23 protein-coding genes and 1 riboswitch are annotated in these 21,662 nt (G+C 61.7%); of the genes, 10 read left to right on the top strand and 13 right to left on the bottom strand.

The features are described from left to right. Positions 1-404 precede the first annotated feature (404 nt). A complete protein-coding gene (locus N2A98_RS17655) occupies positions 405-851 on the top strand; it encodes a GNAT family N-acetyltransferase (protein WP_078467996.1) in 447 nt (148 codons plus the stop codon). On the opposite strand, the gene N2A98_RS17650 is transcribed toward N2A98_RS17655, so the two are convergent. After that, positions 824-1,231, bottom strand: coding sequence for a GFA family protein (locus N2A98_RS17650; protein ID WP_078467997.1), 408 nt, complete (start codon positions 1,229-1,231; stop codon positions 824-826). The two genes, N2A98_RS17655 and N2A98_RS17650, sit on opposite strands and share 28 nt — an antisense overlap. A 145-nt stretch (positions 1,232-1,376) precedes the next feature. Next, positions 1,377-1,610 carry a DUF6124 family protein gene (locus N2A98_RS17645; RefSeq protein WP_275622420.1) on the bottom strand — a complete coding sequence of 78 codons (234 nt, stop codon included), beginning with the start codon at positions 1,608-1,610 and terminating at the stop codon, positions 1,377-1,379. A 514-nt stretch (positions 1,611-2,124) separates the two neighbouring features. Between N2A98_RS17645 and N2A98_RS17640 the strand changes: the two genes are divergently transcribed. Both N2A98_RS17640 and N2A98_RS17635 read left to right on the top strand, forming a co-directional pair. Further along, the gene (locus N2A98_RS17640) at positions 2,125-2,727 is read left to right on the top strand and encodes a hypothetical protein (protein ID WP_014719183.1); all 603 of its coding nucleotides are present in this window, start codon (positions 2,125-2,127) and stop codon (positions 2,725-2,727) included. Positions 2,728-2,790: 63 nt separating this feature from the next. After that, a complete protein-coding gene (locus tag N2A98_RS17635) occupies positions 2,791-3,312 on the top strand; it encodes a DUF2846 domain-containing protein (RefSeq protein ID WP_072433772.1) in 522 nt (173 codons plus the stop codon). Positions 3,313-3,399: 87 nt separating this feature from the next. Here the strand turns inward: N2A98_RS17635 and N2A98_RS17630 are convergent, their stop codons facing one another. From N2A98_RS17630 to N2A98_RS17620, 3 genes are read right to left on the bottom strand one after another with little or no spacing between them, the layout of a single operon-like run. Further along, positions 3,400-5,643, bottom strand: coding sequence for a GMC family oxidoreductase (locus N2A98_RS17630; protein WP_275622419.1), 2,244 nt, complete (start codon positions 5,641-5,643; stop codon positions 3,400-3,402). Beyond that, entirely contained in the window at positions 5,640-6,131 is a 492-nt protein-coding gene (locus N2A98_RS17625) for a sorbitol dehydrogenase (protein ID WP_044274737.1), read from the bottom strand. The genes N2A98_RS17630 and N2A98_RS17625 overlap by 4 nt, the downstream gene beginning before the upstream one ends. Before the next feature lie 4 nt (positions 6,132-6,135). Further along, positions 6,136-7,476: a cytochrome C gene (locus N2A98_RS17620; protein ID WP_275622418.1), complete on the bottom strand. Its 1,341-nt coding sequence runs from the start codon at positions 7,474-7,476 to the stop codon at positions 6,136-6,138. A gap of 324 nt (positions 7,477-7,800) precedes the next feature. On the opposite strand from N2A98_RS17620, the gene N2A98_RS17615 reads away from it, so the two are divergent. Next, complete coding sequence (locus N2A98_RS17615) at positions 7,801-8,367, top strand: nucleotidyltransferase family protein (protein WP_275622417.1); 567 nt, start codon at positions 7,801-7,803, stop codon at positions 8,365-8,367. A gap of 90 nt (positions 8,368-8,457) precedes the next feature. Here the strand turns inward: N2A98_RS17615 and chrA are convergent, their stop codons facing one another. Then, entirely contained in the window at positions 8,458-9,654 is a 1,197-nt protein-coding gene (gene chrA, locus N2A98_RS17610; RefSeq protein WP_275622416.1) for a chromate efflux transporter, read from the bottom strand. Between the two features lie 190 nt (positions 9,655-9,844). Here chrA and N2A98_RS17605 point away from each other — a divergent pair, with 190 nt between their 5' ends. From N2A98_RS17605 to N2A98_RS17595, 3 genes are read left to right on the top strand one after another with little or no spacing between them, the layout of a single operon-like run. Next, a complete protein-coding gene (locus N2A98_RS17605) occupies positions 9,845-10,285 on the top strand; it encodes a TspO/MBR family protein (protein WP_032896119.1) in 441 nt (146 codons plus the stop codon). Then, complete coding sequence (locus N2A98_RS17600) at positions 10,285-11,214, top strand: alpha/beta hydrolase fold domain-containing protein (protein WP_153474689.1); 930 nt, start codon at positions 10,285-10,287, stop codon at positions 11,212-11,214. The genes N2A98_RS17605 and N2A98_RS17600 overlap by 1 nt, the downstream gene beginning before the upstream one ends. Further along, positions 11,204-11,695 (top strand): GNAT family N-acetyltransferase, encoded by a 492-nt coding sequence (locus N2A98_RS17595; protein WP_047711419.1) that lies wholly within the window; start codon positions 11,204-11,206, stop codon positions 11,693-11,695. Before N2A98_RS17600 ends, N2A98_RS17595 begins: the two co-directional genes overlap by 11 nt. A 98-nt stretch (positions 11,696-11,793) precedes the next feature. Here the strand turns inward: N2A98_RS17595 and N2A98_RS17590 are convergent, their stop codons facing one another. The 4 genes from N2A98_RS17590 to N2A98_RS17575 all read right to left on the bottom strand — a co-directional run bounded on the left by N2A98_RS17590 (position 11,794) and on the right by N2A98_RS17575 (position 15,926). After that, positions 11,794-12,558: an ABC transporter ATP-binding protein gene (locus tag N2A98_RS17590; protein ID WP_275622415.1), complete on the bottom strand. Its 765-nt coding sequence runs from the start codon at positions 12,556-12,558 to the stop codon at positions 11,794-11,796. Next, complete coding sequence (locus N2A98_RS17585) at positions 12,555-13,559, bottom strand: iron ABC transporter permease (protein ID WP_044274732.1); 1,005 nt, start codon at positions 13,557-13,559, stop codon at positions 12,555-12,557. The genes N2A98_RS17590 and N2A98_RS17585 overlap by 4 nt, the downstream gene beginning before the upstream one ends. Further along, positions 13,556-14,566, bottom strand: a complete 1,011-nt coding sequence (locus N2A98_RS17580; protein ID WP_078803486.1) for an ABC transporter substrate-binding protein — start codon at positions 14,564-14,566, stop codon at positions 13,556-13,558. Before N2A98_RS17580 ends, N2A98_RS17585 begins: the two co-directional genes overlap by 4 nt. A 114-nt stretch (positions 14,567-14,680) precedes the next feature. Then, a riboswitch (cobalamin riboswitch) is annotated at positions 14,681-14,874 on the bottom strand. 122 nt (positions 14,875-14,996) lie between these two features. Then, a complete protein-coding gene (locus N2A98_RS17575; protein WP_078468007.1) occupies positions 14,997-15,926 on the bottom strand; it encodes a DNA/RNA non-specific endonuclease in 930 nt (309 codons plus the stop codon). Between the two features lie 136 nt (positions 15,927-16,062). On the opposite strand from N2A98_RS17575, the gene N2A98_RS17570 reads away from it, so the two are divergent. Both N2A98_RS17570 and N2A98_RS17565 read left to right on the top strand, forming a co-directional pair. Beyond that, the gene (locus tag N2A98_RS17570; protein ID WP_047711415.1) at positions 16,063-17,124 is read left to right on the top strand and encodes a M4 family metallopeptidase; all 1,062 of its coding nucleotides are present in this window, start codon (positions 16,063-16,065) and stop codon (positions 17,122-17,124) included. Positions 17,125-17,153: 29 nt separating this feature from the next. Further along, positions 17,154-17,459: a protealysin inhibitor emfourin gene (locus tag N2A98_RS17565; protein WP_078803485.1), complete on the top strand. Its 306-nt coding sequence runs from the start codon at positions 17,154-17,156 to the stop codon at positions 17,457-17,459. Positions 17,460-17,493: 34 nt separating this feature from the next. Here the strand turns inward: N2A98_RS17565 and N2A98_RS17560 are convergent, their stop codons facing one another. Further along, on the bottom strand, positions 17,494-18,888 hold the full coding sequence (locus N2A98_RS17560; protein WP_047711413.1) for an aldehyde dehydrogenase family protein: 1,395 nt from the start codon (positions 18,886-18,888) through the stop codon (positions 17,494-17,496). A 103-nt stretch (positions 18,889-18,991) separates the two neighbouring features. Between N2A98_RS17560 and N2A98_RS17555 the strand changes: the two genes are divergently transcribed. Further along, entirely contained in the window at positions 18,992-19,864 is an 873-nt protein-coding gene (locus N2A98_RS17555; protein WP_275623621.1) for a LysR family transcriptional regulator, read from the top strand. A 106-nt stretch (positions 19,865-19,970) separates the two neighbouring features. On the opposite strand, the gene N2A98_RS17550 is transcribed toward N2A98_RS17555, so the two are convergent. Further along, positions 19,971-20,180, bottom strand: a complete 210-nt coding sequence (locus tag N2A98_RS17550) for a hypothetical protein (RefSeq protein ID WP_005789784.1) — start codon at positions 20,178-20,180, stop codon at positions 19,971-19,973. A 101-nt stretch (positions 20,181-20,281) separates the two neighbouring features. Continuing rightward, a complete protein-coding gene (locus N2A98_RS17545; RefSeq protein WP_047711411.1) occupies positions 20,282-21,478 on the bottom strand; it encodes an amino acid aminotransferase in 1,197 nt (398 codons plus the stop codon). Positions 21,479-21,662: the final 184 nt, after the last annotated feature.

Genomic DNA, 21,662 nt, shown 5'->3' with positions numbered 1-21,662 from the left:
AAACAATAAGGGCGGTAGCTGTACGCAGGTTAGTAGACCGGTGGAACCTAACAAAACCGGCGCGTCCGAGGACGCCCTACGCACAGCCACCATCAAGCACAGACGGGAGCGTCTGATGGATGAAGCGTGTGCACTTGTTAGGTCTAAGGTGGGCTACTAAACCCGATCACTGAACAATTCAGCGACCGAGCCACCTTAGAGACGGCCACCTCAGCGCACAAGCCGGCGGATTCTGACGCAGACGTAGGCAATGGAGCAAGGTGCGGCAGGGGAATCGGATTTTGCCTTCAGGCGCTGCGTTATCGTTTGGGGTTTTCGCGAGCAAGCTCGCTCCTACAGGAGTGTTCATCACCTCAAACGAAATTGTTAGCATTGAACGCGTTTCATATTGGAGGCAGGGATGGATGAAACGATATGAGGTTCAACGGATCACACACCTTCCGCGCCAGATACTAGCGCTGGAAAAGGAAGCCGTTGGCGAGGGTTTCAGGTTCCTCACGCGTCTGATTAACGAATGGCACTCTGGAGCAAACCGCTTTGATGCACCCTGCGAGTGTCTGATGGCGGTTTATTTGAATCAGCAACTGATAGGCATCGGCGGTCTTTCAGTTGATCCCTATGCTGACAATAATGTGGCCAGACTGCGACGGGTGTACGTCGCAGCTTCGGCAAGGGGGCAACACGTCGGGCAGGCGCTGGTAAAGGCGCTTGTTGAACGTGCCGCTCTCAGGTTTCAGGTCGTGCGTCTTTTCACGGATACGGCTGAAGGAAGCGCCTTTTATGAGCGCTGTGGCTTCAAGCGAACAGATGATGCCCGGGCGACTCATATCATGCGGCTTGGCGGTTTCTGAGGCGGGTAGCTGCACCAGTGGACTGCGGAGTCGACATGAACGTGTTTTTGCTTTTCAGCTATGAAGGGCGTATCGAGCGTGCCCAGGGCTATCGACACCCAGTCGGCGAATTCCCCTTGAGACCGCGACCAGAACAATGCCGAGCCGCAGTGCGTGCAAAATTCGCGCAACACTGCCTCTGAGGATGCATAGGTTCTGATGCTGTTGGCGCCGGAAAGTACCCGTAGTGCGTCGCGGGGAACACTGCCGTAAGAAGCGAATGCGGCCCCGTGACTTTTGCGGCACTGGCTGCAATGGCAGTGGCTCACTGATTTGGGCGTGGCGGATAGCTCGTAAGTGACGGCTGCGCATAAGCAGCTTCCCTGGTACACCGTTGTCATTCGCTTTTCCCGTCATGCGAAAAACGTCAGCGTAACCGTCCCGCTCTAGCCAGTCGACCTACCCATCAAACCAAACCGCCGAGTCGCTGTAGGTGGCTCACGACGACGCGGCGGTTATCGGGCTAGCAAGTTGAAGGGCTAATCATCAGCCAGGGCAGGGCACTTCACGGTCTAGGAGTCTGGCGGTGAGGAGTACGCCCAGTTCGCTCAGTTGGTGGATGGCGAGGGCGATGTCGCGGTGTTTGCCGTTGAGGTCTTCGGACAGGTCGAGCAGCAGGGTGCTGACGTTGGTGAAGGTTTCGTAGCTGTTGGTGATGAGGGTTTCGTTGCTGGCGTTGGGAGCAACGTTGAAGAGGGCACTTGAATCTGATTTGAGCATGTTTGAATTCCTGTTTAGGGCCATCATCCTTTAGCTACTAAACATAAGGGTGGCGGCTGTGCGCAGGTTAGTAGACCGGGGAATCCAAACAAAGCCGGCGCACCCGAAGGTGCCCTGCGCACAGCCACCATCAAACACAGACGCAATGCCTGATCGGTGAAGCTTGTGCACGTTGTTTGGATAAACCCTCAGGCTACTAAACCCGATCACTGAACAATTCAGCGACCGAGCCACCTTAGAGACGGCTACCCTAGCGCACAAGCCGGCGGATTCTGACGCAGGCGTAGGCAATGGAGCAAGGTGCGGCAGGGAAATCGGATTTTGCCTTCAGGCGCTGCGTGATCGTTTGAGTTTTTCGCGAGCAAGCTCGCTCCTACAGGAGTGGGTTGTTATCAGGGTGCGGGTAGCTGGACAATAGAGGCCGACGAGCCAGCAACGAAGCACCAGATGTGCGAACTTTTGGTTCGTTCGGGTGGGCTCTACAAACTGCAAGATTATTGATCGGAAAAAACCAATGCTAGGGAAAGTCAGCAGTAAACATCTTGTCTGGGGCGCAGTCGCACTTTGCGCGACCCTTTTGTCCGGGTGCGCGACGTCACGCTACGACGGCAAGCACGCACCGGACCCAAGTAAGGCGATCATCGTGGGTTCGGTTGGTGAGAGCTTTCCGATGATGCAGCCCCATGGGCTGGTGGTTGAGATCAAGCAACAGGGAGCCCCCGGCACCGTATTACGGCTGACGACTCTGGGCAATGAAGATGATCAGCCATCCCCCTCTGTGCTGGGCCATTACTTCATGTATGAAGTGCCGCCGGGTGAGTATGAGTACACGCAGTGGCATTACGTGTATTACGCGGGCAAGTCGATGCCGCGCCCGGTGCCTGCGGTTTTCTCGGTGAAGGCCGGGGAAACTCTCTATATCGGTGATCTGCGCGTCGATGCCCTGCGCTTTTGCCTGTCCAACGTGAACAATGCCGAGGACACGGTGCAGGCGCTCAAGCGCAAGTACCCGATGCTCAAGGACCGGAACATCGTAAATCTGACGCCGAAGAGCGGTTTTGCGCCTTGGCCGAGTTCTGATGCCACTGACTTCGGTAAAGGGTTGTGCACGATTTGAAGCCGGTACCGGGGACAGTCATCAAACCCGACGCCCATTGATCCACGTTCAAGGAATCCATGCATGAAGCGCTCTACGCTACTCTGGGCCAGCCTGTTCGCAGGCCTGGTCTCACTGACCGGTTGCATCAGCGGTCCGGACCTCAAAGGCCAACCGTTCTTCACGTCACCGGCTGAACCGCGTGCGGATGAGGCCACGGTTTACTTTTATCGCACGGCGGCGAGCATCGGTGGCGGGGTCGCCCCGACTATTCAGGTCGATGGCCGTACTGTCGGCAGCTTGCCTTCCGGTAGTTTTTTCAAGGCCGGCATTCCCGCCGGCAAACACAGCGTCGCCTCCACGTCGCCACCGATCATCAGCGGTATGGTTAACCAGCGTTTCGATATCACCGTCGAGAATGGCAAGGTGTATTACATCGCCGACCAACTCAGCACCTCTGACTACAAGGATGGGCAGACCTTGGGTGAAGTCGACGGCCGTCGTTTCAGCGGGACAATGTTTTACTCGCGCTACGCGCTTGTGCCTGCCGAGGAAGCGCTGCGTTCTATCAAGTGGTGCCAGGAGTTGCCGGCAACCGCACGGTAACCACGCGTCCAACTTCATCAAAAGCCAACTTGCCGACAGAAAACAACCCCACAATACCGCGGCATTGTGGGGTTGCTATGCCAGCGCCTACACCGCCCCGAAACGCACCTCCACCGACAGGCTGCCCTGGTTATCGCTCAGGCCAGCCCCGTAACGCCCGGCCAGGTCATCATTGATGCACAACTGCAACTCCCCCTGCTGGCCACGCGGCAATTGCGCCTGGTTGCCCACCAGGAAAGGCGCGCCGCTGGGGCCGATACGCCCGATCAACGCGCCTTCCGCTTGACCGGGCAAGGTATAGCCGGGCTTGGCGGTCAGGCCTGGGTGGCCTGCCGCGCCGACCATCCCGGTGCCCGGGTTGGCCGTCCACTGCCCTCCGGTGCACACCGCCAGTTGCCAGCTCTGTCCGTTGACCTGCACGCCGGTGCCTTGCCAGGGGTCTCTGGCCTGCACCTGCACGGTACGCTTGAGCAGGTCGCTGGCGACCACGTCGGCGGCCTGGAAGGTCAGCGCGGTGATGGTCAAGGTCGGGTTGGCGGTGCCGGTGGAGGGGAACACGCCGTCGCCGACCAGGAACAGGTTGGGGTGGTCCCAGCTGCGCTGGTCTTTGTCCACCACCGACTTGTTGCGGTCCGAGCCCATGCGGTAGGTGCCCATCAGGTGGCCAGCGCCGTAGAAGGCGTAGTTCTGGTGGTCGTAGTTGAACACCGTTTGCGCGACGAGCGTGGGGTCGAGTGTGGGGTTCAGGTTGGTCAGCTCGGTGGCACCCATCAGTTTGGTGATGATATGCGTGGCGGCCAGGCGCGCCTGCTTGAAGCCCTCCTTGGTGTAGTCGGACAGTTCGTAGGCGATCTCTGGCCGAGGCAGGCCCAAGCCGTCGGTGAAATGCTTGCTACTCTCCACCCGGCACAGCGCTTCGTCGGGCTCTTTCTCCACCTGCTCGATCAAGAAGGCCAGACGGAACTGGCGGGTCAGCACGCTGTTGAGCTTCTGCACCAGCGCCACGCCGGACAATGCCTCGCTCTTGTGGTCGGCGCCGCCATTGTTGGTGCCGCCATTGTTGTCGCCGTCGATAAAATCGCAGACCGTGGTGTACGGATCATTCGCCGACCAGTTCCAACCCTCGTTGCCGATCTCGATACGCCAGGCGGCACGCGTGCTTCGGAACGCACCGTCGCGCATGTCTTCGATCCCTGAGGTGGACAGTGGCCCACGGAACGGAAACAACGGCTTGCCTTCGGGCATCAGGCCCCAGGCCAGGTACACAGGGTGGTCGGCCAACGACTTGCCGACCTGGCCGCTGCTGTTGGCGACCCCTTTTGGGCTGTGCGGGCCGATGGAGTTGAGCAGCAGCTTGGGTGTTTCGATCGCGTGGGCGGCGATCACGTAGCGCTTGCCCTGAGCCGTGCCGTGCTGTTGCGTGCCGTTGTTCTGGTACTGGATGAAATCGATCCCCGTGACCCCGTTGGCATCCACCTGCACCTTGCTCGCCACGCACTGGTAGAGGATCCGCACATTACCGGTATCCAGGGCCTTGGCCATGGTCACGGTGGCGTCGTATTTGGCCTGGATTGGGCAGATCGGCGTGCAACTGGTGTTGCCGGCGCATACCCGGCGGCCGTTGTCGTTCTGTGAGTTACGACCGGCTGGCGTTTGCCGCACGTTGAGGGTGAAGCCCTGGTACTGCTTGTCATTGATGGCCTCGCCCACGCCCTGGTCGACCAACGATGGAGGAATGCCGTGCATGCTGTATTGGTAGCCCTGGGGGAAGGTCACGCCCAGGTAAGTCTGCGACGTCACATCGGCAGAGACGCCCATCTCTTCCTCGGCGCGGCAGTAGGCGGTCTGCAGGTCGTCGTAGCTGATCGGCCAGTCGACCCCGACCTTGTACTTGCTCTGCATACGAAAGTCGTTGGGTAACAGGCGCAGAGCCGTGCCCATCCAGTGCCACATGGTACCGCCGCCCACCCGCTCGTAGGTGCTGGCGAACAGTCGCGGCCCGTTCTGTACCAGGTAGCTCTTATGCACCTTGTCCTTGTCGTGGCTGCCGGCGGTGATCAAGTCCTGGATAGTCGCTCGCGGGGCGAACTGTTTGGCCGGGGTCTGTTCGCTCTGCTCCGGTGGGTAGGGCGACTCGGGCGCCTTGAGCACGGCGGTGTAGAAACGCTCCAGGTACTCGCTGCGGTTAGGCGGTATCGCCGGGCCCGACTCGAGCACCAGCACTTTCAAGCCGGCCAGGCCCAGCTGGTAGGCCATGACGCTGCCAGCCATGCCGGCGCCCACGACGATTACATCGGCGGTTTCGATGCTCTGGGTGTGTAGAGTACTCATGGCTGCTGCCCTTCCTTGGCGTCGACACCGGTGAACTGCTTGAGGGTCGGTGGCTGCTCGGCCCAGTAGCCGAAGTGGTACTCGCTGTAGCCCATGGGGTGGGATTGGGCGATTTTCCACGCCCAGCTTTCCTTGTAAGCCTGGTCGGAGACCACGCGGATGTCACCCGTGTGGGCGGCGCCTTGGTCATAAGGCTGGTACCAGCTGCCAAGCAGCCACAGCTTCATGATCGAGCGGGCGCCTTTGGCGATCTGCGGGTCCGAACTGCCGAGTAGGGCGCTGGCGATCTGCTCATGGGTTTGGTCTTTGATAGGGACGTACAGGTTCAGCAGTTTGCTGAACGCTTCAGTGCCCATGCCTTGCTGGGCGGTGTCGAAGAACACCGGAGGCAGGTTGATCGGGTCGACAGCAGGCGCCAGCAGCTTGGCTGACAGGCCAGTGAGCTCGGCAGACAGGTCGATGAAGTTTTGCAGGTTTGAGTCGCTCATGGCATCACTCCTTGGCACCGGTGGATTGGGCACGTTCAAGCAGAAAGGTGAAATCGGCGAAGCTGGTGCGCGGGGACTGGGTCACCCGAGTGGTTGCGTTGTTGTGGCACTCCATGCAACTGGATGAGGCCTGCGGCGTAGTGCCCTGGTTGTAGGTTTCCAGCGTGGCGTTGGCCAGGAAGTTCGGCGCAGGCGTGCCCAGCGGGTTGGTTGGCGACGGCACCTGGCAGTCATCGGCGGGGGCGGTTGGCCATTGGGTGCTGATCAACTGGTAGTTGGCCCACACCGTGCCCTTGAGCGCGCCTTGCCACTGCGCGTTGAGCTGGTGGGTTGCGGCGGTGAGCGGAATTTCCCGCACGATCTGCGAGGGCGTGGCTTTCTTCGACGGGTCCCACGGCTGCGCGGGCGGCTCGTTCACCGGGCGGTCGCTGGCCTGGGCGTTGTAGAACAGGTAGGGGCCCTTGCGCTCGTTCATGGGTGTGGTTTTTTCCGGCACGTTGCGCACGTGCTCGAAGCTTGACCACACCCACTGCGGCGCATCTTTGGTCTTGTGCACGATGTGCAGGCCGACCAGCCCGACCTTCTGCGCGTTGCACGATTCGGGGATCACCGCGCCCTTGTTTGTGTCGGCGTTGCCGGGGGTATAGACCAGGGCATCGATGGCATGGAATTCCTGTGGGTTGTCGTTGCCGCCGAGTACCTTCCAGGCCGACTTGACCATGATCGCGCCGACCTGCTTGTCCTCCTTCACGCCGCAGGAGAAGGCGATGCGGTTGTCGGCCTTGGTGAAGAAAGCCTGTTGGCCCTCCTTGCTATACAGACCATTGTTGACGATGTTGTCGAACATCGGCTGGTTGACCATGATCGCGTTGCGCGTGTAAGTGCCGTTCTGGTCCACCAGTGGGCCGGTCTTGAACGGCTGGATGGTCTCGTCGAGCACACCAGCAACCTTACCCATCTGCTGCAGCACGGGCAGGTCACCCTTGCCTTGGCAGGCCGGGGGTAGCGGCGACTTCTGGTTCCAGGCGACAGGCATCTGGCCTTGGGGCAGGAAAATCTCGTAGCTTTCCTTCCACGACTCCCACACCGTCTGCCCCGGCGCGCCGATCTGCGCCGAGGTATTGGCGCTGCCGTCGGCGTTGGCGGGCCAGTTCAGCGCGACGAAGGTCTGCCACGACAGCACGTCGAAATCGTGTTGCAGGTTGTCCAGGGTGAAGGGGGCATTGGCGGTGACGTCGAAGGGAATCGCAGGTGACAGCGGCGGCGGGCTGGCCGCATCGGCCATGGCGAGCAAGCTGGTGAAGCTTGCACCCAGGCACGCCAACCGTTTCAAGGTTATTTTCATTATCGTCTCCTCAGCAGATAAAGCGTCGGGACGACGAGGCGTACTGGCCCTTCATGGACCGATAGTTCAGCGTTATCCCTTACGCTAGGCTGAAGGCTAGCCGTTGCGCTAAAACCCTCAGCAATATCCGACTAAAGGTAGGGGTAAGCAGTATCGGCGCCCGGCGGCAGATGCACGTGTAGGCAATGGCGCAAGGCGCGGCGGGGGAATCGGATTTTGCCTTCAGGCGCTGCGTGATCGTTTGGGATTTTCGCGAGCAAGCTCGCTCCTACAGGAGTGCCATATTCCGGTGTTATGGTTGGCGCTGACGATGGAGGATTGAACATGACATTGAGTGTCGACACCCTGCTTGAATTGGCGATGGCCAATCCGATCAATGCGCAACTCACGGCGCGGCTGCCGGAGCTTGGTGTGCAGCAGTGCATGCTCACGGCGGGCTGTTTGTTCCAGGCGGTGTGGAACCATCAGGCGAATCTGCCGGCTGATCAGGGCGTGAAGGACTACGACGTTTTTTACTTTGACGAGGACCTGTCTTACGAGGCGGAGGACGTGGTAATTCGTGCGGCGCAGGTGCTATTCCAAGACCTGGGCGTGAATGTGGAGGTCAGGAATCAGGCGCGGGTACACCTTTGGTATGGGCAGCGGTTTGGCCGGCCTTACCCGCAGTTGCATTCGGCTCGGCAGGGGGTTGACCGTTACCTGGTGGCGGGTACGTGCATTGCGCTGGATATTGCCTCGGGCGAGCTGTATGCGCCTTATGGCTTGGAGGATGTGGAGCAGGGGCTGTTGCGTATCAACCCTTTGCATCCGGAGCCGGAGCTGTTTTTGCACAAGGCCAGGAGTTATCAGGCGCGTTGGCTATGGCTCAAGATTGTAGCCCCAATGCTGTAGGAGCGAGCGTGCTCGCGAAAAACGTCAACGATAACGCGTGCCTTCAGCTTAAACGCGGCGCCTGTGAGTTTTTCGCGAGCAAGCTCGCTCCTACGGAAGTGCCGTGCCGAGTAGGCCGCAACTTATCACTACCAACCATGGCGGCAGTTTCCACACCATCAACGCCATCAGTGCCAGCAACGCCAGGGCGAGGTCGTAGCCGTTGAAGATCGCGCTGGTCCAGACCGGTCGATACAGCGCTGCCAACAGCAGGCCGACCACCGCCGCATTGACACCGGCCAGCGCCGCCTGGGTACGCGGGCTTTTGCGCAGGCTGGCCCAGAAGGGCAAGGCGCCGAAGATCAGCAGAAACGACGGGGCGAAGATCGCCAGCAGCGCGATCACCCCGCCAAGCCAACCGCTCGGGGCGTGGGTCATGGAGGCACCGAGGAAGGCGGCGAAGGTGAACAGCGGGCCGGGCACGGCCTGGGTGGCGCCGTATCCGGCGAGGAATACATCGTTGCTGACCCATTGGCTGGGCACCACTTCGGCTTGCAGTAGCGGCAACACCACGTGGCCGCCGCCGAATACCAGCGCACCGGTGCGGTAGAAGGCGTCCACCAGCGCCAGCGTGGGGTTGAGCGCCCATGTGGCGAGGAGTGGCAAACCCACCAGCAACAACAAAAACAGCATCAACCACAGGGCTCCGGCGCGGCGGCTGATGGCGATGGGCAGGGCGTCGGGCTCGTTGCTGTTCTCGGGCTTGAACAACAGCAGGCCAGCCACGCCTGCGACCACCATGACCCCGACTTGAGCCCAGGCGGAGGGTTGCAGCAGCACCACGCACGCGGCGATCAACATCAACGCTACCCGTAACACGCCTCGGCACAGGTTGCGCGCCATGCCCCACACGGCTTGGGCCACCACGGCTACGGCGACAACTTTGAGGCCATGCAGCGCGCCGTTGGGCAGGGCGCCGCCGTAGTGGGCCAGCCCCACGGCAAACAGAATCAGAGCGATGGCCGACGGCAAGGTGAACCCGGCCCAGGCCGCCACGGCGCCGCTGTAGCCCGCCCGTGACAGGCCCAGCGCGATGCCGACCTGGCTGCTGGCCGGGCCGGGTAGGAATTGGCACAGGGCAACCAGTTCGGCGTAGCTGCGCTCGCTCAGCCACTGGCGCCGAATGACGAACGCTTCGCGAAAATAACCCAGGTGCGCGATCGGGCCGCCAAAGGAGGTGAGGCCCAGGCGCAGGAAGATCAGAAATACTGACCAGGGGCTGCTACGGTGATCGGCGATAGGGGGCAAGGGTTGCCTCGGGGCGAGCTGTTCAATCCAGCGCAGATCGATAGGTTTCAGAACCTTAACCATTTTTTATGACGCGTAGAAGAGGCCATCCGCATGTCATTTTTGCGCCCCACATTGAATTTATGCGCGCTGATTTGAGTCACTGAAAGCAGAGCGTTGTTTTCCACCCACTCGACCTCAAGGACCGACCATGACTTTCTTCATCTTCTTGCTTGCCTGCGCCGCTGCCGCCAGTACCGGGGTGATCTTCAAACCCGGCGCCTGGTACGAGTCCCTGGTCAAGCCCAGCTTCACCCCGCCCAATTGGTTGTTCCCAGTGGCCTGGACGATTATCTACCTGCTGCTGGCCTGGGCCGGTTACCGCTTGACCCTGATCCCCGGCAGCGAAATGGTGTTGGCCCTGTGGGCGGCGCAGATCGCGTTGAACACGCTGTGGACGCCGGTGTTCTTCGGTGCCCATCGGTTGCTCGCCGGTATGGTGATTATCGTGCTGCTGTGGCTGACCGTGGCGGCGATGGTGCTGCTGGCCGTGCGCCTGGACCTGATTACCGGGCTGATCCTGTTCCCGTATCTGGTGTGGCTGTGCGTGGCCGCGGCGTTGAACTTCTCGATCCTGCGTAACAACCGCTGATGGCCTACCAGCATTGGCCCGCCAGCGAGCCCGAACTGGCGCAGATGCGCCGCTTCAATCAGAAACTGGCGTGGACGCCGCGCTTCAAGATCCGCAACCGCGTCACGCCGCGCCTGATCCAGGCACTGCTGCGCGCCAGCCAGACGTTCAAGAAGGCGCCTGTGGTGGAGCTGAAAAAGGTAGGCAGGGTGCCCGTGCGTATCCTGCGCCCCAGCGGTAAGCCCAGAGGCGTGGTGTTGGATATCCACGGCGGTGGCTGGGTGATCGGCAATGCGCAAATGGATGACGACTTGAACCTGGGCATGGTGAATGCCTGCGACGTCGCGGTGGTGTCGGTGGATTACCGGCTGGCGGTCGATACACCGATTGAAGGGCTGCTGGATGATTGCCTGGTGGCGGCGCGTTGGCTCTTGGCCGACTGCCCGGAGTTTGCCGGCCTGCCGGTGATTTTTGTCGGTGAGTCGGCCGGCGGGCACTTGGCGGCGGCCACCTTGTTGGCGCTCAAGCCATGGCCCGAGTTGCTGCAACGGGTGAGCGGGGCCGTGCTGTACTACGGCGTTTACGACCTGACCGGCACACCGAGCGTGCGCACGGCCGGGCCGGACACCTTGTTGTTGGACGGGCCGGGCATGGTCGACGCGCTGCGCCTGCTGACGCCGGGGCTCAGCGACGAAGCGCGCCAGCAGCCGCCGTTGTCGCCCTTGTATGGAGACTTTGAGGGGTTGCCACCTGCGCTGATGTTTGTGGGCGAGTTGGACCCGCTCAAGGATGACACCCTGCTGATCGCCGAGCGATGGGCAGGCGTTGAGGCGCATCTGCTGCCGGAGGCGGCCCATGGCTTTATTCATTTTCCGGTGGCGATGGCCGACAGAGTGTTGGCGTACAGCCGCCAGTGGATAACAGATCGAATCCTTGGCAATGGCCGTTAGCATTCAAGCGGCCAAAGCCGCTGATATTCCCGAGGTGCTGAGCTTCGCTTTGCAGGCTCGCGATGAGCTGTTTCCAACGCTCAGCGCAACCGGAATACCCCATGATCTGGCGCAGTTCGAAGCCGTTTACGTTAAGGGTGGGGGGCAGTTTTTGATTGCCCGCGCCGACGGCCAAATCGTGGCTGTGGTGGGCTATCGGCCTTATGACGGTCGTTTTCCCCAGTTGGACTATCAGGGCTGCAAGACAGTGGAAGTGGTGCGCCTGTACGTGCGCCCGGCGTTCCGTCGCTTGGGCCTGGCGGGCCAGTTATACCGCTCGTTGGAGGCGCTGGCGCGGGAGGCGGGTGTGGCAGTGGTTTACCTGCACACCCATCCGTTTCTGCCGGGTGCGATTGATTTCTGGCGGCGTCAGGGGTTCGAGGTGGTGGATGTCGAGGCAGACCCGGTCTGGCACACAACCCATATGCACCGGCTTCTGTAGGAGCGAGCTTGCTCGCGAAAAACGTCAACGATAACGCGTGTTTCCTGGATGAACGCGTCGCCTGTGGGTTTTTCGCGAGCAAGCTCGCTCCTACAGGTTCAGTTGGAGCGCAGGCGCAGGATGTGTGCGCCGTCGAACGGGTCCGTCAGGTAATGCCCTTGCACCCCGAATGTCTCTTGCAAACGCTGTGGCGTCAGCACTTCCAATGGCGTACCCAGCGCCACCAGTCGTCCGCGATCCAGCACGGCCAGGCGATCACAGGTCAGTGCCTGGTTCAGGTCGTGCAGCGCAATCAAAGTGGTCACTGGCAAGCCTTGCACGCCTTTTAAAATCGCCAGTTGATGTTGGATATCCAAGTGATTGGTCGGCTCGTCCAGCAACAAAATCTGCGGGCGTTGCGCCAGGGCGCGGGCGATGTGTACGCGTTGGCGTTCGCCACCGGAGAGGCTGCGCCAGGCGCGTTGGCTCAGGTGGGTGGCGTCTACGTCATGCAGGGCCTGGTGCACGATGGCGTCGTCTTCACGCGACCACGGGCTCAGCGCCGATAGCCAGGGCGTGCGGCCCAGGGCTACGGCGTCGAACACACGGATGGCGTCGTCGGTATCGGCCTGTTGTTCCACCACCGCCAATTGTTGCGCGATGGCGCGGCGTGATAACGCTTCCAGACGCGTGCCGCCCAGGCGCACTTCACCGCTGGCCGGCGGGCGCAAACCGGCGAGTAATTTGAGCAGGGTGGACTTGCCCGAGCCGTTCGGCCCGACGATGCCCAGAGTTTCGCCCGCCTGCACGTCCAGGTCGATACCGTGCAGTAACTGGGCCTCACGCACCTTGAAACCCAGGCCGCTGCAACTGAGCACGCTCATCGGGCGTTCCTCCGGCCAATCAAAATCAACGCAAACACCGGCGCGCCCACCAGTGCCGTGACCACCCCAACGGGAATCACTTGGCCCTTGATCAGGGTGCGTGACAGCACATCGGCGGCGATCAGAAACAGCGCGCCGCCCAAGGCACTGGCCGGCAGTAACCGTGAATGCCCGGTGCCGAGCAACAGGCGTGCAGCGTGGGGAATCACCAGCCCGACAAAACCAATGGAGCCGACGATGGACACCATCACCGCCGTGACCAACGCCGCACAGGCCACCAGCACAAATTGCACGCGGCGCACCGCAATGCCCAGGGAGGCCGCCGAGTCGCTGCCAAAGGTGAACGCATCCAGTGCGCGACGATGCCACAGGCACACTGCCAGCCCCAGGGCCGCCACCGGCACCGCCAGCCACACCGACGGCCAGCGCACGCCGCTGAGGTTGCCCAGCAGCCAGAACATAATGCCGCGGGCTTGTTCGGAGCTGGCCGACTTGGTGATGAGGAACGCGGTCAGGGCATTGAACAATTGCGAGCCGGCGATGCCCGCGAGGATGATCTGCCCGGTGCCGCTGGACGATCCGCTGGCGCGGGCGAGCAGAATCACCAGCGCAAACGCGGCCATGGCGCCGACAAACGCCCCTGCCGACAACGACACCAGCCCGCCGCCCACTCCGATCAGCACGACCAGCACGGCCCCGGTGGAGGCGCCGGCGCTGATGCCCAACAGGTACGGGTCTGCCAGCGGGTTGCGCAGCAACGATTGCAAGATCACCCCGCAGGTCGCCAGCCCGGCACCGCAGGCTGCGGCCACCAGGGTGCGGGTCAGGCGGTAGTTCCACACCACGCCCTCATCGATCGGATCCAGCGCATAGCCCGCGGCCCAGAGCTTATTGGCCAGCACCTGCAACACCACCTGCGGTTCGATGGCGGTTTCGCCGATGGCCACGCCAGCGAGCAGGGCGAGCAACAGCAGGGCGAGGGCAAGGAGGGTGCGCATCATTGGCCCAGGTCGTAGCCGTCGATGGCGGTAGCGAGTTGTTCAAGGCCGTCGAACGTGCGCAGGCTGGCCTGCAGTGCCAGGGCGTCGAGGATGATGATGCGGTTGTGTTTCACCGCGTCCATGTTGCGGGTGACGGGGTCGCTGCGCAGGAAGGCGAGTTTCTTTTCGTGGTCGTCGGCGGGGTAGCGGCGACGGTCCATGCGTGCGATCACCAGGAAAGTGGGGTTGGCCTTGGCGATGGTTTCCCAGCCGACGGCGGGCCATTCTTCATCGGACTGCACCACGTTGTGCAGGCCCAGGGTGTGCAGCATGAATTGCGGCACGCCTTTATGGCCGGCCACATAAGGGTCGCTGGCCATCTCGGCGCTGGAGAACCACACCAGTGCGCTGGCTTGCTTCAAGCCTTTGCCCTGGGCGGTGGCGATGGATGCGGCCAGGCGCGCCTTGAGCTGATCGTTCAACTGTTGGCCGCGCGCCTGCACGTCGAAGATCTGCGCAAGCTGCTGGATGCTCTGGTAAATCGTCTCGATGCGAAACGGCTGCAACCGCGTGCCGTCGGCGCCGACCAGGTTGTCCTTGGCCTCGCAATCGGACGGCAGCACATAGGTGGGGATCTTCAACTCATGAAATTGCTCACGGGTGCCGACCACGCCTTGCGGGCCCACCACCCATTCCAGTTCGGCCGCCACCAGTTGCGGGCGCTTGGCGATCACCGCTTCAAAGCTTGGCTCGTTGTTGGCCAGGCGCTCGATGCGGTCGTTCTGGGCTTTGTACTGTGGCAACACGTTGTTGAACCACAGCGAGGTGCCTACCACTTTATCGCCCACGCCCAAGGCATAAAGCATCTCGGTGGCGGCCTGGCCGATGCTCACGCTGCGAGCGGGGGCTTGTTGGAAGGTCAGGCTGCTGCCGCAGTTTTCCACGGTCAGCGGGTAGTGGCTTGGCGCGGCGTGGGCCAGGGCGCAGGCGCTCAAGCCTGCGAGCAGGGCGGTAACACGTGGCAGCATGGGGCGATCTCCGAGTGAGCCAGGGGTGCAGCTGGGGAGTTACGGCTCGGAAATACGCCCTGGGACGCTACAGGTGTGCAGGGCCAGGATGTCCTTCCCGGACACCCCGCCGGTTAGTGATGTTGCTGGGCCGGCAGGTCTCCTGACTGATGCGTCATCGCCACGCCCCCGCCTTCCCGGACGAGGTCCAGTGGCATTCAGGGGCAGGCTCAGCACCTACAGTTGCGGGGGCAGTTTCGATTGACGCCTGGGCGGCGTTTCGAATTCCCTATTAGTCCCACGTGGGAACCGGCGCCGGTATGGTAAGCGATCACGCCCTGTAGGAGCGAGCTTGCTCGCGAAGAACTTGAGAACACCGCAGGGCATCAGGCGTCCCTGCGTTATCGTTGACGGTCTTCGCGAGCAAGCTCGCTCCTACAGGGGGCACTGGTTAGAGTCGAATGTCTTGGGGGCCGCGGATCAGGGCTTCGATGCGCGTGCCGGTGGCGCGCTCTTCGTTGCTGAAGCCGTCGTAGTCAGCCAGTTGGCCGAAGCGAATGCCGGTCAATTGCTCGATCGCAATCACACTGCGTTGGTAGGTTCTGAGCTGGCCGAACACCAGGTCCAATTGGTCCAGCTCGCGGCGCTGGTCGATCATATAGGCACTGGCAGACGGTTTGCCGTCGTCGCTGAGGTAGGCCACCACTTTCCAGAATGCCTGGGGGATTTTTACCCCGCGATACACGCGGTCGTTGTCGCTGAACACCGGGCCGCTGAACACCGTGGCCCGTGCTTTCCAGCGCTGAGTGTTGTCGAGGATATAGTCCTCGAGTTCCAGCCAGGTCTTCTGGTTGAAGCCGCTCATTTGTGGCGAGCAGTTGGTGAAGTGGAAGGTGTCGAGGTTGGCCGTGGTCGCGTCGTCGCCCCAGTTGGGGTCTTGGCGGCGCACCAGGTGGCCGCGGTCCAGGCCGTTGCCGGCGTACAGGTCTTCACCGACCTGGGCGTCGGTGGGCAGGCGGCCATCGTAGGCCCAGGTGTCGTTGCTGCGCACGATGTCCACATGCTTGGCGCCGTCGATATTTACCCCCACGTACAGCGCCAGTCGTCGAGAGCGCGACATGGTGATGGAGAAATGCGTGTAGTCCAGGCGCTTGGGTTGCACGTCGCCCGCCAGTGGCTCGCCAACCGTGGGCCAGGGCACCACGAAGTCGCTGAGGAAGTCGTCGGCGTAGCCAACGCGGTTTTTGAGGTCCTTGGCCGCTGTGACACGCGGCGTCGCGGCTCTGGCTTCCAGCAGAGTGGGGGTGGCCGCGATCAACGGTCGCAGGTCGGCAAGCCTGGGGCGGTGCTTCAGGTCGATTTTGACTGTGCGGGCGGGCATGGGCATGTTCCTTATGGGCCTCGGATAAACACCACTGAAACACAAACTCATGACAATTTGGCCCGGGTGGCGATCCCAGGGCTATCCTGAAAATCGTTACCCGGACGTTCATCACACGCCAAAAAGGAGCCAGCTCATGTGTGTTCGCCAACCGCGCAATCCGATTTTCTGCCTGATTCCGCCGTACATGCTCGATCAGATCGCTCGCCACGGCGACAAAGCCCAACGGGAGGTCGCGTTGCGCACGCGTGCCAAGGACAGCACGTTCCGCTCGTTGCGCATGGTCGCCGAACCCGCCAAAAGCCCAGCGCGGATGGCATTGGCGGTGGGCAGCGAAAAACAGCGCTCGATCTACAGCGCCAACAACACCGACAGCCTGCCCGGCAAGCTGATTCGCGGCGAAGGGCAGCCCGCCAGTGGCGATGCCGCAGTAGACGAAGCCTATGACGGCCTGGGCGCGACCTTCGATTTTTTCGACCAGGTCTTCGACCGCAACTCCATCGACGATGCGGGCATGGCCCTGGACGCGACCGTGCACTTCGGTCAGGACTACAACAATGCGTTCTGGAATTCGACCCAGATGGTGTTCGGCGATGGCGACCAGCAGTTGTTCAACCGCTTCACCGTGGCGCTCGATGTCATCGGCCATGAGTTGGCGCACGGTGTGACCGAGGATGAGGCCAAGCTCATGTACTTCAACCAGTCCGGCGCGCTGAACGAGTCGTTGTCGGACGTGTTCGGCTCGTTGATCAAGCAATACGCGTTAAAGCAAAAGGCCGAGGACGCCGATTGGTTGATCGGCAAGGGGCTGTTTACCAAAAAGATCAAAGGCACCGCCCTGCGCTCGATGAAAGCACCTGGCACCGCCTTTGATGACAAGCTGCTGGGCAAAGACCCGCAGCCGGGGCACATGGATGATTTTGTGCAAACTTACGAGGACAATGGGGGCGTGCATATCAATTCCGGCATTCCCAACCATGCGTTCTATCAGGTGGCGATCAATATAGGCGGGTTCGCCTGGGAGCGTGCCGGGCGTATATGGTACGACGCACTGCGCGATTCGCGGCTGCGACCCAACTCCGGGTTTTTGCGTTTTGCGCGCATCACCCACGACATTGCCGGCCAGCTTTATGGCGTGAACAAGGATGAACAGAAGGCGGTCAAGGCAGGCTGGAAAGCGGTGGGTATAAACGTTTGACGAAGCCGCCTGGGCGGCGAGGAACAGCCATGCGAATTTCAATCAAGGAAAGCGGCGGTGCGGCGTATTTTCCGGGGCTGGCCAAGCCGCGTACGGTGGAACTGGACTCGCTGCCCGAACCCGACCAGCTGGAGTTGCGGCAACTGATCGAAGCTGCCGATTTTTTCAAGTTGCCACAAAGTACCGATCCCGAGCCTGGCAACCCAGGCCGGGTGCATTACACCCTGACAGTGGCGGAGGGCAAGCGTGAGCACACGGTTTGTGTGCTCGCGCCGGTGAATCCCCCGGCACTGGACGGGTTGGTGCAGTGCGTGCGGCGGCACATAAATTGTTGAAGCGCGCCAAGGCTGGTTTGTGGCTCTTGGCAAGCTACTTACGATCCAGCCACACCGTCTGCGCATTGCAAAACTCGCGCACGCCGAAGTGCGACAGCTCACGACCAAAACCGCTCTTCTTCACGCCGCCAAACGCCACCCGCGGGTCTGACACGCTGAACGAATTGACGAAGACCCCACCGGTTTCCAACTGATCGGCGATACCCCGCGCCTTTGCCGCGTCGCCGGTGAAGATACTCGCGGTCAGGCCAAACTCGCTGTCATTGGCCAGCGCCACGGCGTGCTCGGCGTCGCGGGCGGTGATGATCGAGGCTACTGGGCCGAACAGTTCCTGTTTGAACGACGTCATGTGATCGGTGACGTCAGCCAGGACGGTCGGTTCGTAGTAATTGCCCGCGCCCGCGACTTTATGGCCACCCAGCAGCAGCGTGGCGCCTTCTTCCAGGGTCGCCTGGACCTGGCCGTGCAGTTCGTCACGCAGATCAAAGCGCGCCATGGGGCCGATATAGGTGGCGGTTGAGGTGGGCTCGCCCATCACCAGGGCGCGGCTGGCTTCAAGGAACTTGGCGGTGAAGGCTTCAACCACGCCCGCTTCGATGATCAAGCGCTTGGCGGCGGCGCAGACCTGGCCGCTGTTCTGGAAACGGCCGATCACGGCGGCTTGCACTGCGGCGTCGAGGTCGGCGTCGTTGAGTACGATAAACGGGTCGGAGCCACCCAGTTCCAGCACGCATTTCTTCAACGCGGCCCCGGCTTGTGAGCCGATGGCGATGCCAGCGCGCACGCTGCCGGTGAGGGTCACAGCGGCGATGCGCGGGTCGGCGATGGCCGTAGATACACCGTCCTGGGTCACGTTGATCACTTCGAATACGCCTTCAGCGAAACCGGCTTTACGCAGCGCCTGCTGGATCAGATACGCGCTGCCCATCACATTGGGCGCATGCTTGAGTACGTAGGTGTTGCCGGCAAGCAGGGTCGGCACGGCGCCGCGCAGCACTTGCCACACCGGGAAATTCCACGGCATTACCGCGAGGATCGGGCCCAGTGGGCGGTATTCGATCTGCGCGCTGCCGTTGTCCACCAGGGTGGGTTCTGGTGCAAGCATAGCCGGGCCGTGGGCGGCGTACCATTCGCTCAGTTGCGCGCACTTTTCGATTTCGGCGCGGGCCTGGGCGATGGGTTTGCCCATTTCCAGGGTGATCATTTGCGCCATGTCTTCAGCCTGTTCACGCAGGGCAGCGGCCAGGGCCAGCAGATATTCTGCGCGCTGGCTTACCGGCGTGCGACGCCAGGTGCGGAAGGCATCGGTCGAGCGGGAGAGGGCCGCGTTCAGCTGTTCTGCGCTTTCATAGGCGTAGCTGCCGACGGTTTCGCCATTGGCGGGGTTGATCGACAGGGCGTGGGTCTGGTGAGAGATAGCATTGTTCATGGCACCGTCCGGCTGAATGAATGGAATGAGGCCAGCGTACGGGGCTGTATGTTTTCTTGAAACTGAATAATATTAAGCGATACGTTCATGAATGGAGAATGACTTGGACCTGGTGCAACTGGAAATCTTCAAGGCCGTTGCCGAGCAAGGCAGCATCAGCGCCGCCGCGCAGTTGATTCATCGCGTGCCATCGAACCTCACCACGCGTATCAAGCAACTGGAGCAGGATTTGGGCGTGGAGTTATTCATCCGAGAGAAGAGTCGCTTGCGTTTGTCTCCGGCGGGGTGGAATTTCCTCGGCTACACGCGGCGCATTCTCGATCTGGTACAGGAAGCCCGCGCCACGGTGGCGGGGGAGGAGCCTCAGGGCGCCTTTGCCTTGGGCTCGCTGGAGAGCACGGCGGCAGTGCGCATCCCGGCGTTACTGGCGGCGTATAACCAGCAATACACCAAGGTCGAGCTGGACCTGAGCACCGGCCCCTCGGGCACCATGATCGAAGGCGTGCTGTCGGGCCGGCTGACGGCGGCCTTTGTCGACGGGCCGGTGCTGCATTCCACGCTAGAGGGTGTGGCGGTGTTCGAGGAGGAGATGGTGGTGATTGCACCACTGCATCACGCGCCGATCACCCGTGGCCAGGAAGTGAATGGCGAGAACATCTATACGTTCCGCTCCAACTGCTCGTACCGGCATCACTTCGAACGCTGGTTCTCACAGGATGGCGCGGTGCCGGGCAGGATCTTCGAGATCGAGTCGTACCACGGCATGTTGGCGTGTGTCAGCGCCGGGGCAGGGCTGGCGCTGATGCCACGCAGCATGCTGGAGAGTATGCCGGGGTGTGCGGCGGTAAGCGTGTGGCCGTTGACGGACAGCTTCCGCCTGCTCAATACCTGGCTGATCTGGCGCCGGGGCACCGTGTCGCAGAGCTTGAACAGTTTCGTAAAGCTGCTGGAAGAACGCACTCTGCCAGCACCGTAGATCAAATGTGGGAGCTGGCTTGCCTGCGATAGCGGTGTGTCAGTCAATGAATTTTTAACTGAACCGCCGCTATCGCAGGCAAGCCAGCTCCCACAGGTGCCTTGCATCAGCCGCCAAATTGCAGGGTGCCCATGGCCAGTTTGGCCATGATTGCCGTCGCGCCCAGTTGTACCAGCCATAACGCCAACCCACCGAGGAATACTCCCAGCGCCACTTGCAGCACCAGGCTCTTCTGGCGCTTGGCTTGCGGTGCGCGTGGGGCGTAGTCGTGCAGTTCGTCGCGGTCGGCGCGCAGGTCCAGGTCGTCGTTTCTCATAAAGCTCTCACAGCAAGGGGGCAGTCGGTGTTCAGTCTAGTGTGTTCGCCAATAAAAAGGGGGAAGCCCATGGCTTCCCCCTTCGTATAACGCTTGCCGGCTTACAGCACCTGGACAATCGCCTTGGTCACCGCACCAATGTTCGACTGATTCAGCGCCGCTACACAGATGCGACCCGTATCCAGCGCATAGATGCCGAACTCGGTACGCAGGCGGGTGACTTGCTCAACGCTCAAACCGGAGTAGGAGAACATCCCGCGCTGACGGCCGACAAAGCTGAAGTCATGGCCTGGAGCAGCCTTGGCCAGTTCGGCCACCATCTGCTCGCGCATGCCGCGGATGCGCAGGCGCATCTCGGCCAGTTCGGCTTCCCACTGGGCGCGCAGCTCAGGGTTGTTTAACACGGCGGCAACGATGGCTGCGCCGTGGGTGGGCGGGTTGGAATAGTTGGTGCGGATCACACGCTTGACCTGGGACAGGATGCGCGCGCTTTCTTCCTTGGACTCGCTGACAATCGACAGCGCGCCAACACGTTCGCCGTACAGGGAGAACGACTTGGAGAACGAGCTGGACACGAAGAAGGTCAGGCCCGATTCCGCGAACAGGCGCACCGCGGCGGCGTCTTCGTGGATGCCATCGCCGAAGCCCTGGTAGGCCATGTCGAGGAACGGCACCAGGTTCTTGGCCTTGACCACGTCCAGCACGTTTTGCCAGTCGGCCGGGCTGAGGTCGACGCCGGTCGGGTTATGGCAGCAAGCGTGCAGCACCACGATGGACTGCGGCGGCAGGGCGTTGAGGTCTTCGAGCAGGCCGGCACGGTTCACGTCGTGGGTGGCGGCGTCGTAGTAGCGGTAGGTTTGTACCGGGAAACCGGCTTTTTCAAACAGCGCCTGGTGGTTTTCCCAGCTCGGGTCGCTGATGGCGACGACGGCGTTGGGCAGCAGTTGCTTGAGGAAGTCGGCGCCGATTTTCAGCGCGCCCGTGCCGCCCACGGCCTGGGCAGTAATCACACGGCCTTCGCTCAACAGCGGCGACTCAGCGCCAAACAGCAGCTTTTGCACGGCCTGGTCGTACGCCACGATGCCGTCGATCGGCAAGTAGCCACGGGCGGCGTGTTGCGCCACGCGAATGGCTTCCGCTTCGGCAACGGCACGCAAGAGTGGAATCTTCCCCTCCTCGTTGCAGTAAACGCCCACGCCAAGGTTCACCTTGGTGGTTCGAGTATCGGCGTTGAATGCTTCGTTGAGGCCCAGGATTGGATCGCGTGGTGCCATTTCGACAGCGGAGAACAGGCTCATTTTTGTGGCAGCTCTATGGGGGGTAGGAGGGACGTGTCGCGCTCCAGCCGAATGCACTAGAGCGGTGCACAAACGGGGAGCTAGTATAGAGGCCATCACGGCTGAGAGCGACAACGGAAACGGCTTTTCGGCCATGTTTTTCGGTTTATTTGCTGACCGTTAGTCTTATTGCCACATTGGCGAG

Source organism: Pseudomonas sp. FJ2-5-13 (genome assembly GCF_029201605.1).
GTDB lineage: Bacteria > Pseudomonadota > Gammaproteobacteria > Pseudomonadales > Pseudomonadaceae > Aquipseudomonas > Aquipseudomonas lactis.
The sequence above is the reverse complement of the archived record's forward strand: the minus strand, read 5'-3'. Positions and strand labels throughout refer to the sequence as shown.

What these genes read in the sequence shown, in the direction of transcription:
- N2A98_RS17565 (WP_078803485.1), top strand. Translation starts at nt 17,154, where the DNA reads ATGCGAATTTCAATCAAGGAAAGCGGCGGTGCGGCGTATTTTCCGGGG.
- N2A98_RS17550 (WP_005789784.1), bottom strand. Translation starts at nt 20,180, where the DNA reads ATGAGAAACGACGACCTGGACCTGCGCGCCGACCGCGACGAACTGCAC.
- N2A98_RS17620 (WP_275622418.1), bottom strand. Translation starts at nt 7,476, where the DNA reads ATGAAAATAACCTTGAAACGGTTGGCGTGCCTGGGTGCAAGCTTCACC.
- N2A98_RS17630 (WP_275622419.1), bottom strand. Translation starts at nt 5,643, where the DNA reads ATGAGTACTCTACACACCCAGAGCATCGAAACCGCCGATGTAATCGTC.
- N2A98_RS17545 (WP_047711411.1), bottom strand. Translation starts at nt 21,478, where the DNA reads ATGAGCCTGTTCTCCGCTGTCGAAATGGCACCACGCGATCCAATCCTG.
- N2A98_RS17600 (WP_153474689.1), top strand. Translation starts at nt 10,285, where the DNA reads ATGGCCTACCAGCATTGGCCCGCCAGCGAGCCCGAACTGGCGCAGATG.
- N2A98_RS17575 (WP_078468007.1), bottom strand. Translation starts at nt 15,926, where the DNA reads ATGCCCGCCCGCACAGTCAAAATCGACCTGAAGCACCGCCCCAGGCTT.
- N2A98_RS17655 (WP_078467996.1), top strand. Translation starts at nt 405, where the DNA reads ATGAAACGATATGAGGTTCAACGGATCACACACCTTCCGCGCCAGATA.
- N2A98_RS17650 (WP_078467997.1), bottom strand. Translation starts at nt 1,231, where the DNA reads ATGACAACGGTGTACCAGGGAAGCTGCTTATGCGCAGCCGTCACTTAC.
- N2A98_RS17570 (WP_047711415.1), top strand. Translation starts at nt 16,063, where the DNA reads ATGTGTGTTCGCCAACCGCGCAATCCGATTTTCTGCCTGATTCCGCCG.
- N2A98_RS17640 (WP_014719183.1), top strand. Translation starts at nt 2,125, where the DNA reads ATGCTAGGGAAAGTCAGCAGTAAACATCTTGTCTGGGGCGCAGTCGCA.
- N2A98_RS17625 (WP_044274737.1), bottom strand. Translation starts at nt 6,131, where the DNA reads ATGAGCGACTCAAACCTGCAAAACTTCATCGACCTGTCTGCCGAGCTC.
- N2A98_RS17595 (WP_047711419.1), top strand. Translation starts at nt 11,204, where the DNA reads ATGGCCGTTAGCATTCAAGCGGCCAAAGCCGCTGATATTCCCGAGGTG.
- N2A98_RS17605 (WP_032896119.1), top strand. Translation starts at nt 9,845, where the DNA reads ATGACTTTCTTCATCTTCTTGCTTGCCTGCGCCGCTGCCGCCAGTACC.
- N2A98_RS17580 (WP_078803486.1), bottom strand. Translation starts at nt 14,566, where the DNA reads ATGCTGCCACGTGTTACCGCCCTGCTCGCAGGCTTGAGCGCCTGCGCC.
- N2A98_RS17645 (WP_275622420.1), bottom strand. Translation starts at nt 1,610, where the DNA reads ATGCTCAAATCAGATTCAAGTGCCCTCTTCAACGTTGCTCCCAACGCC.
- N2A98_RS17615 (WP_275622417.1), top strand. Translation starts at nt 7,801, where the DNA reads ATGACATTGAGTGTCGACACCCTGCTTGAATTGGCGATGGCCAATCCG.
- N2A98_RS17585 (WP_044274732.1), bottom strand. Translation starts at nt 13,559, where the DNA reads ATGATGCGCACCCTCCTTGCCCTCGCCCTGCTGTTGCTCGCCCTGCTC.
- N2A98_RS17560 (WP_047711413.1), bottom strand. Translation starts at nt 18,888, where the DNA reads ATGAACAATGCTATCTCTCACCAGACCCACGCCCTGTCGATCAACCCC.
- N2A98_RS17635 (WP_072433772.1), top strand. Translation starts at nt 2,791, where the DNA reads ATGAAGCGCTCTACGCTACTCTGGGCCAGCCTGTTCGCAGGCCTGGTC.
- N2A98_RS17590 (WP_275622415.1), bottom strand. Translation starts at nt 12,558, where the DNA reads ATGAGCGTGCTCAGTTGCAGCGGCCTGGGTTTCAAGGTGCGTGAGGCC.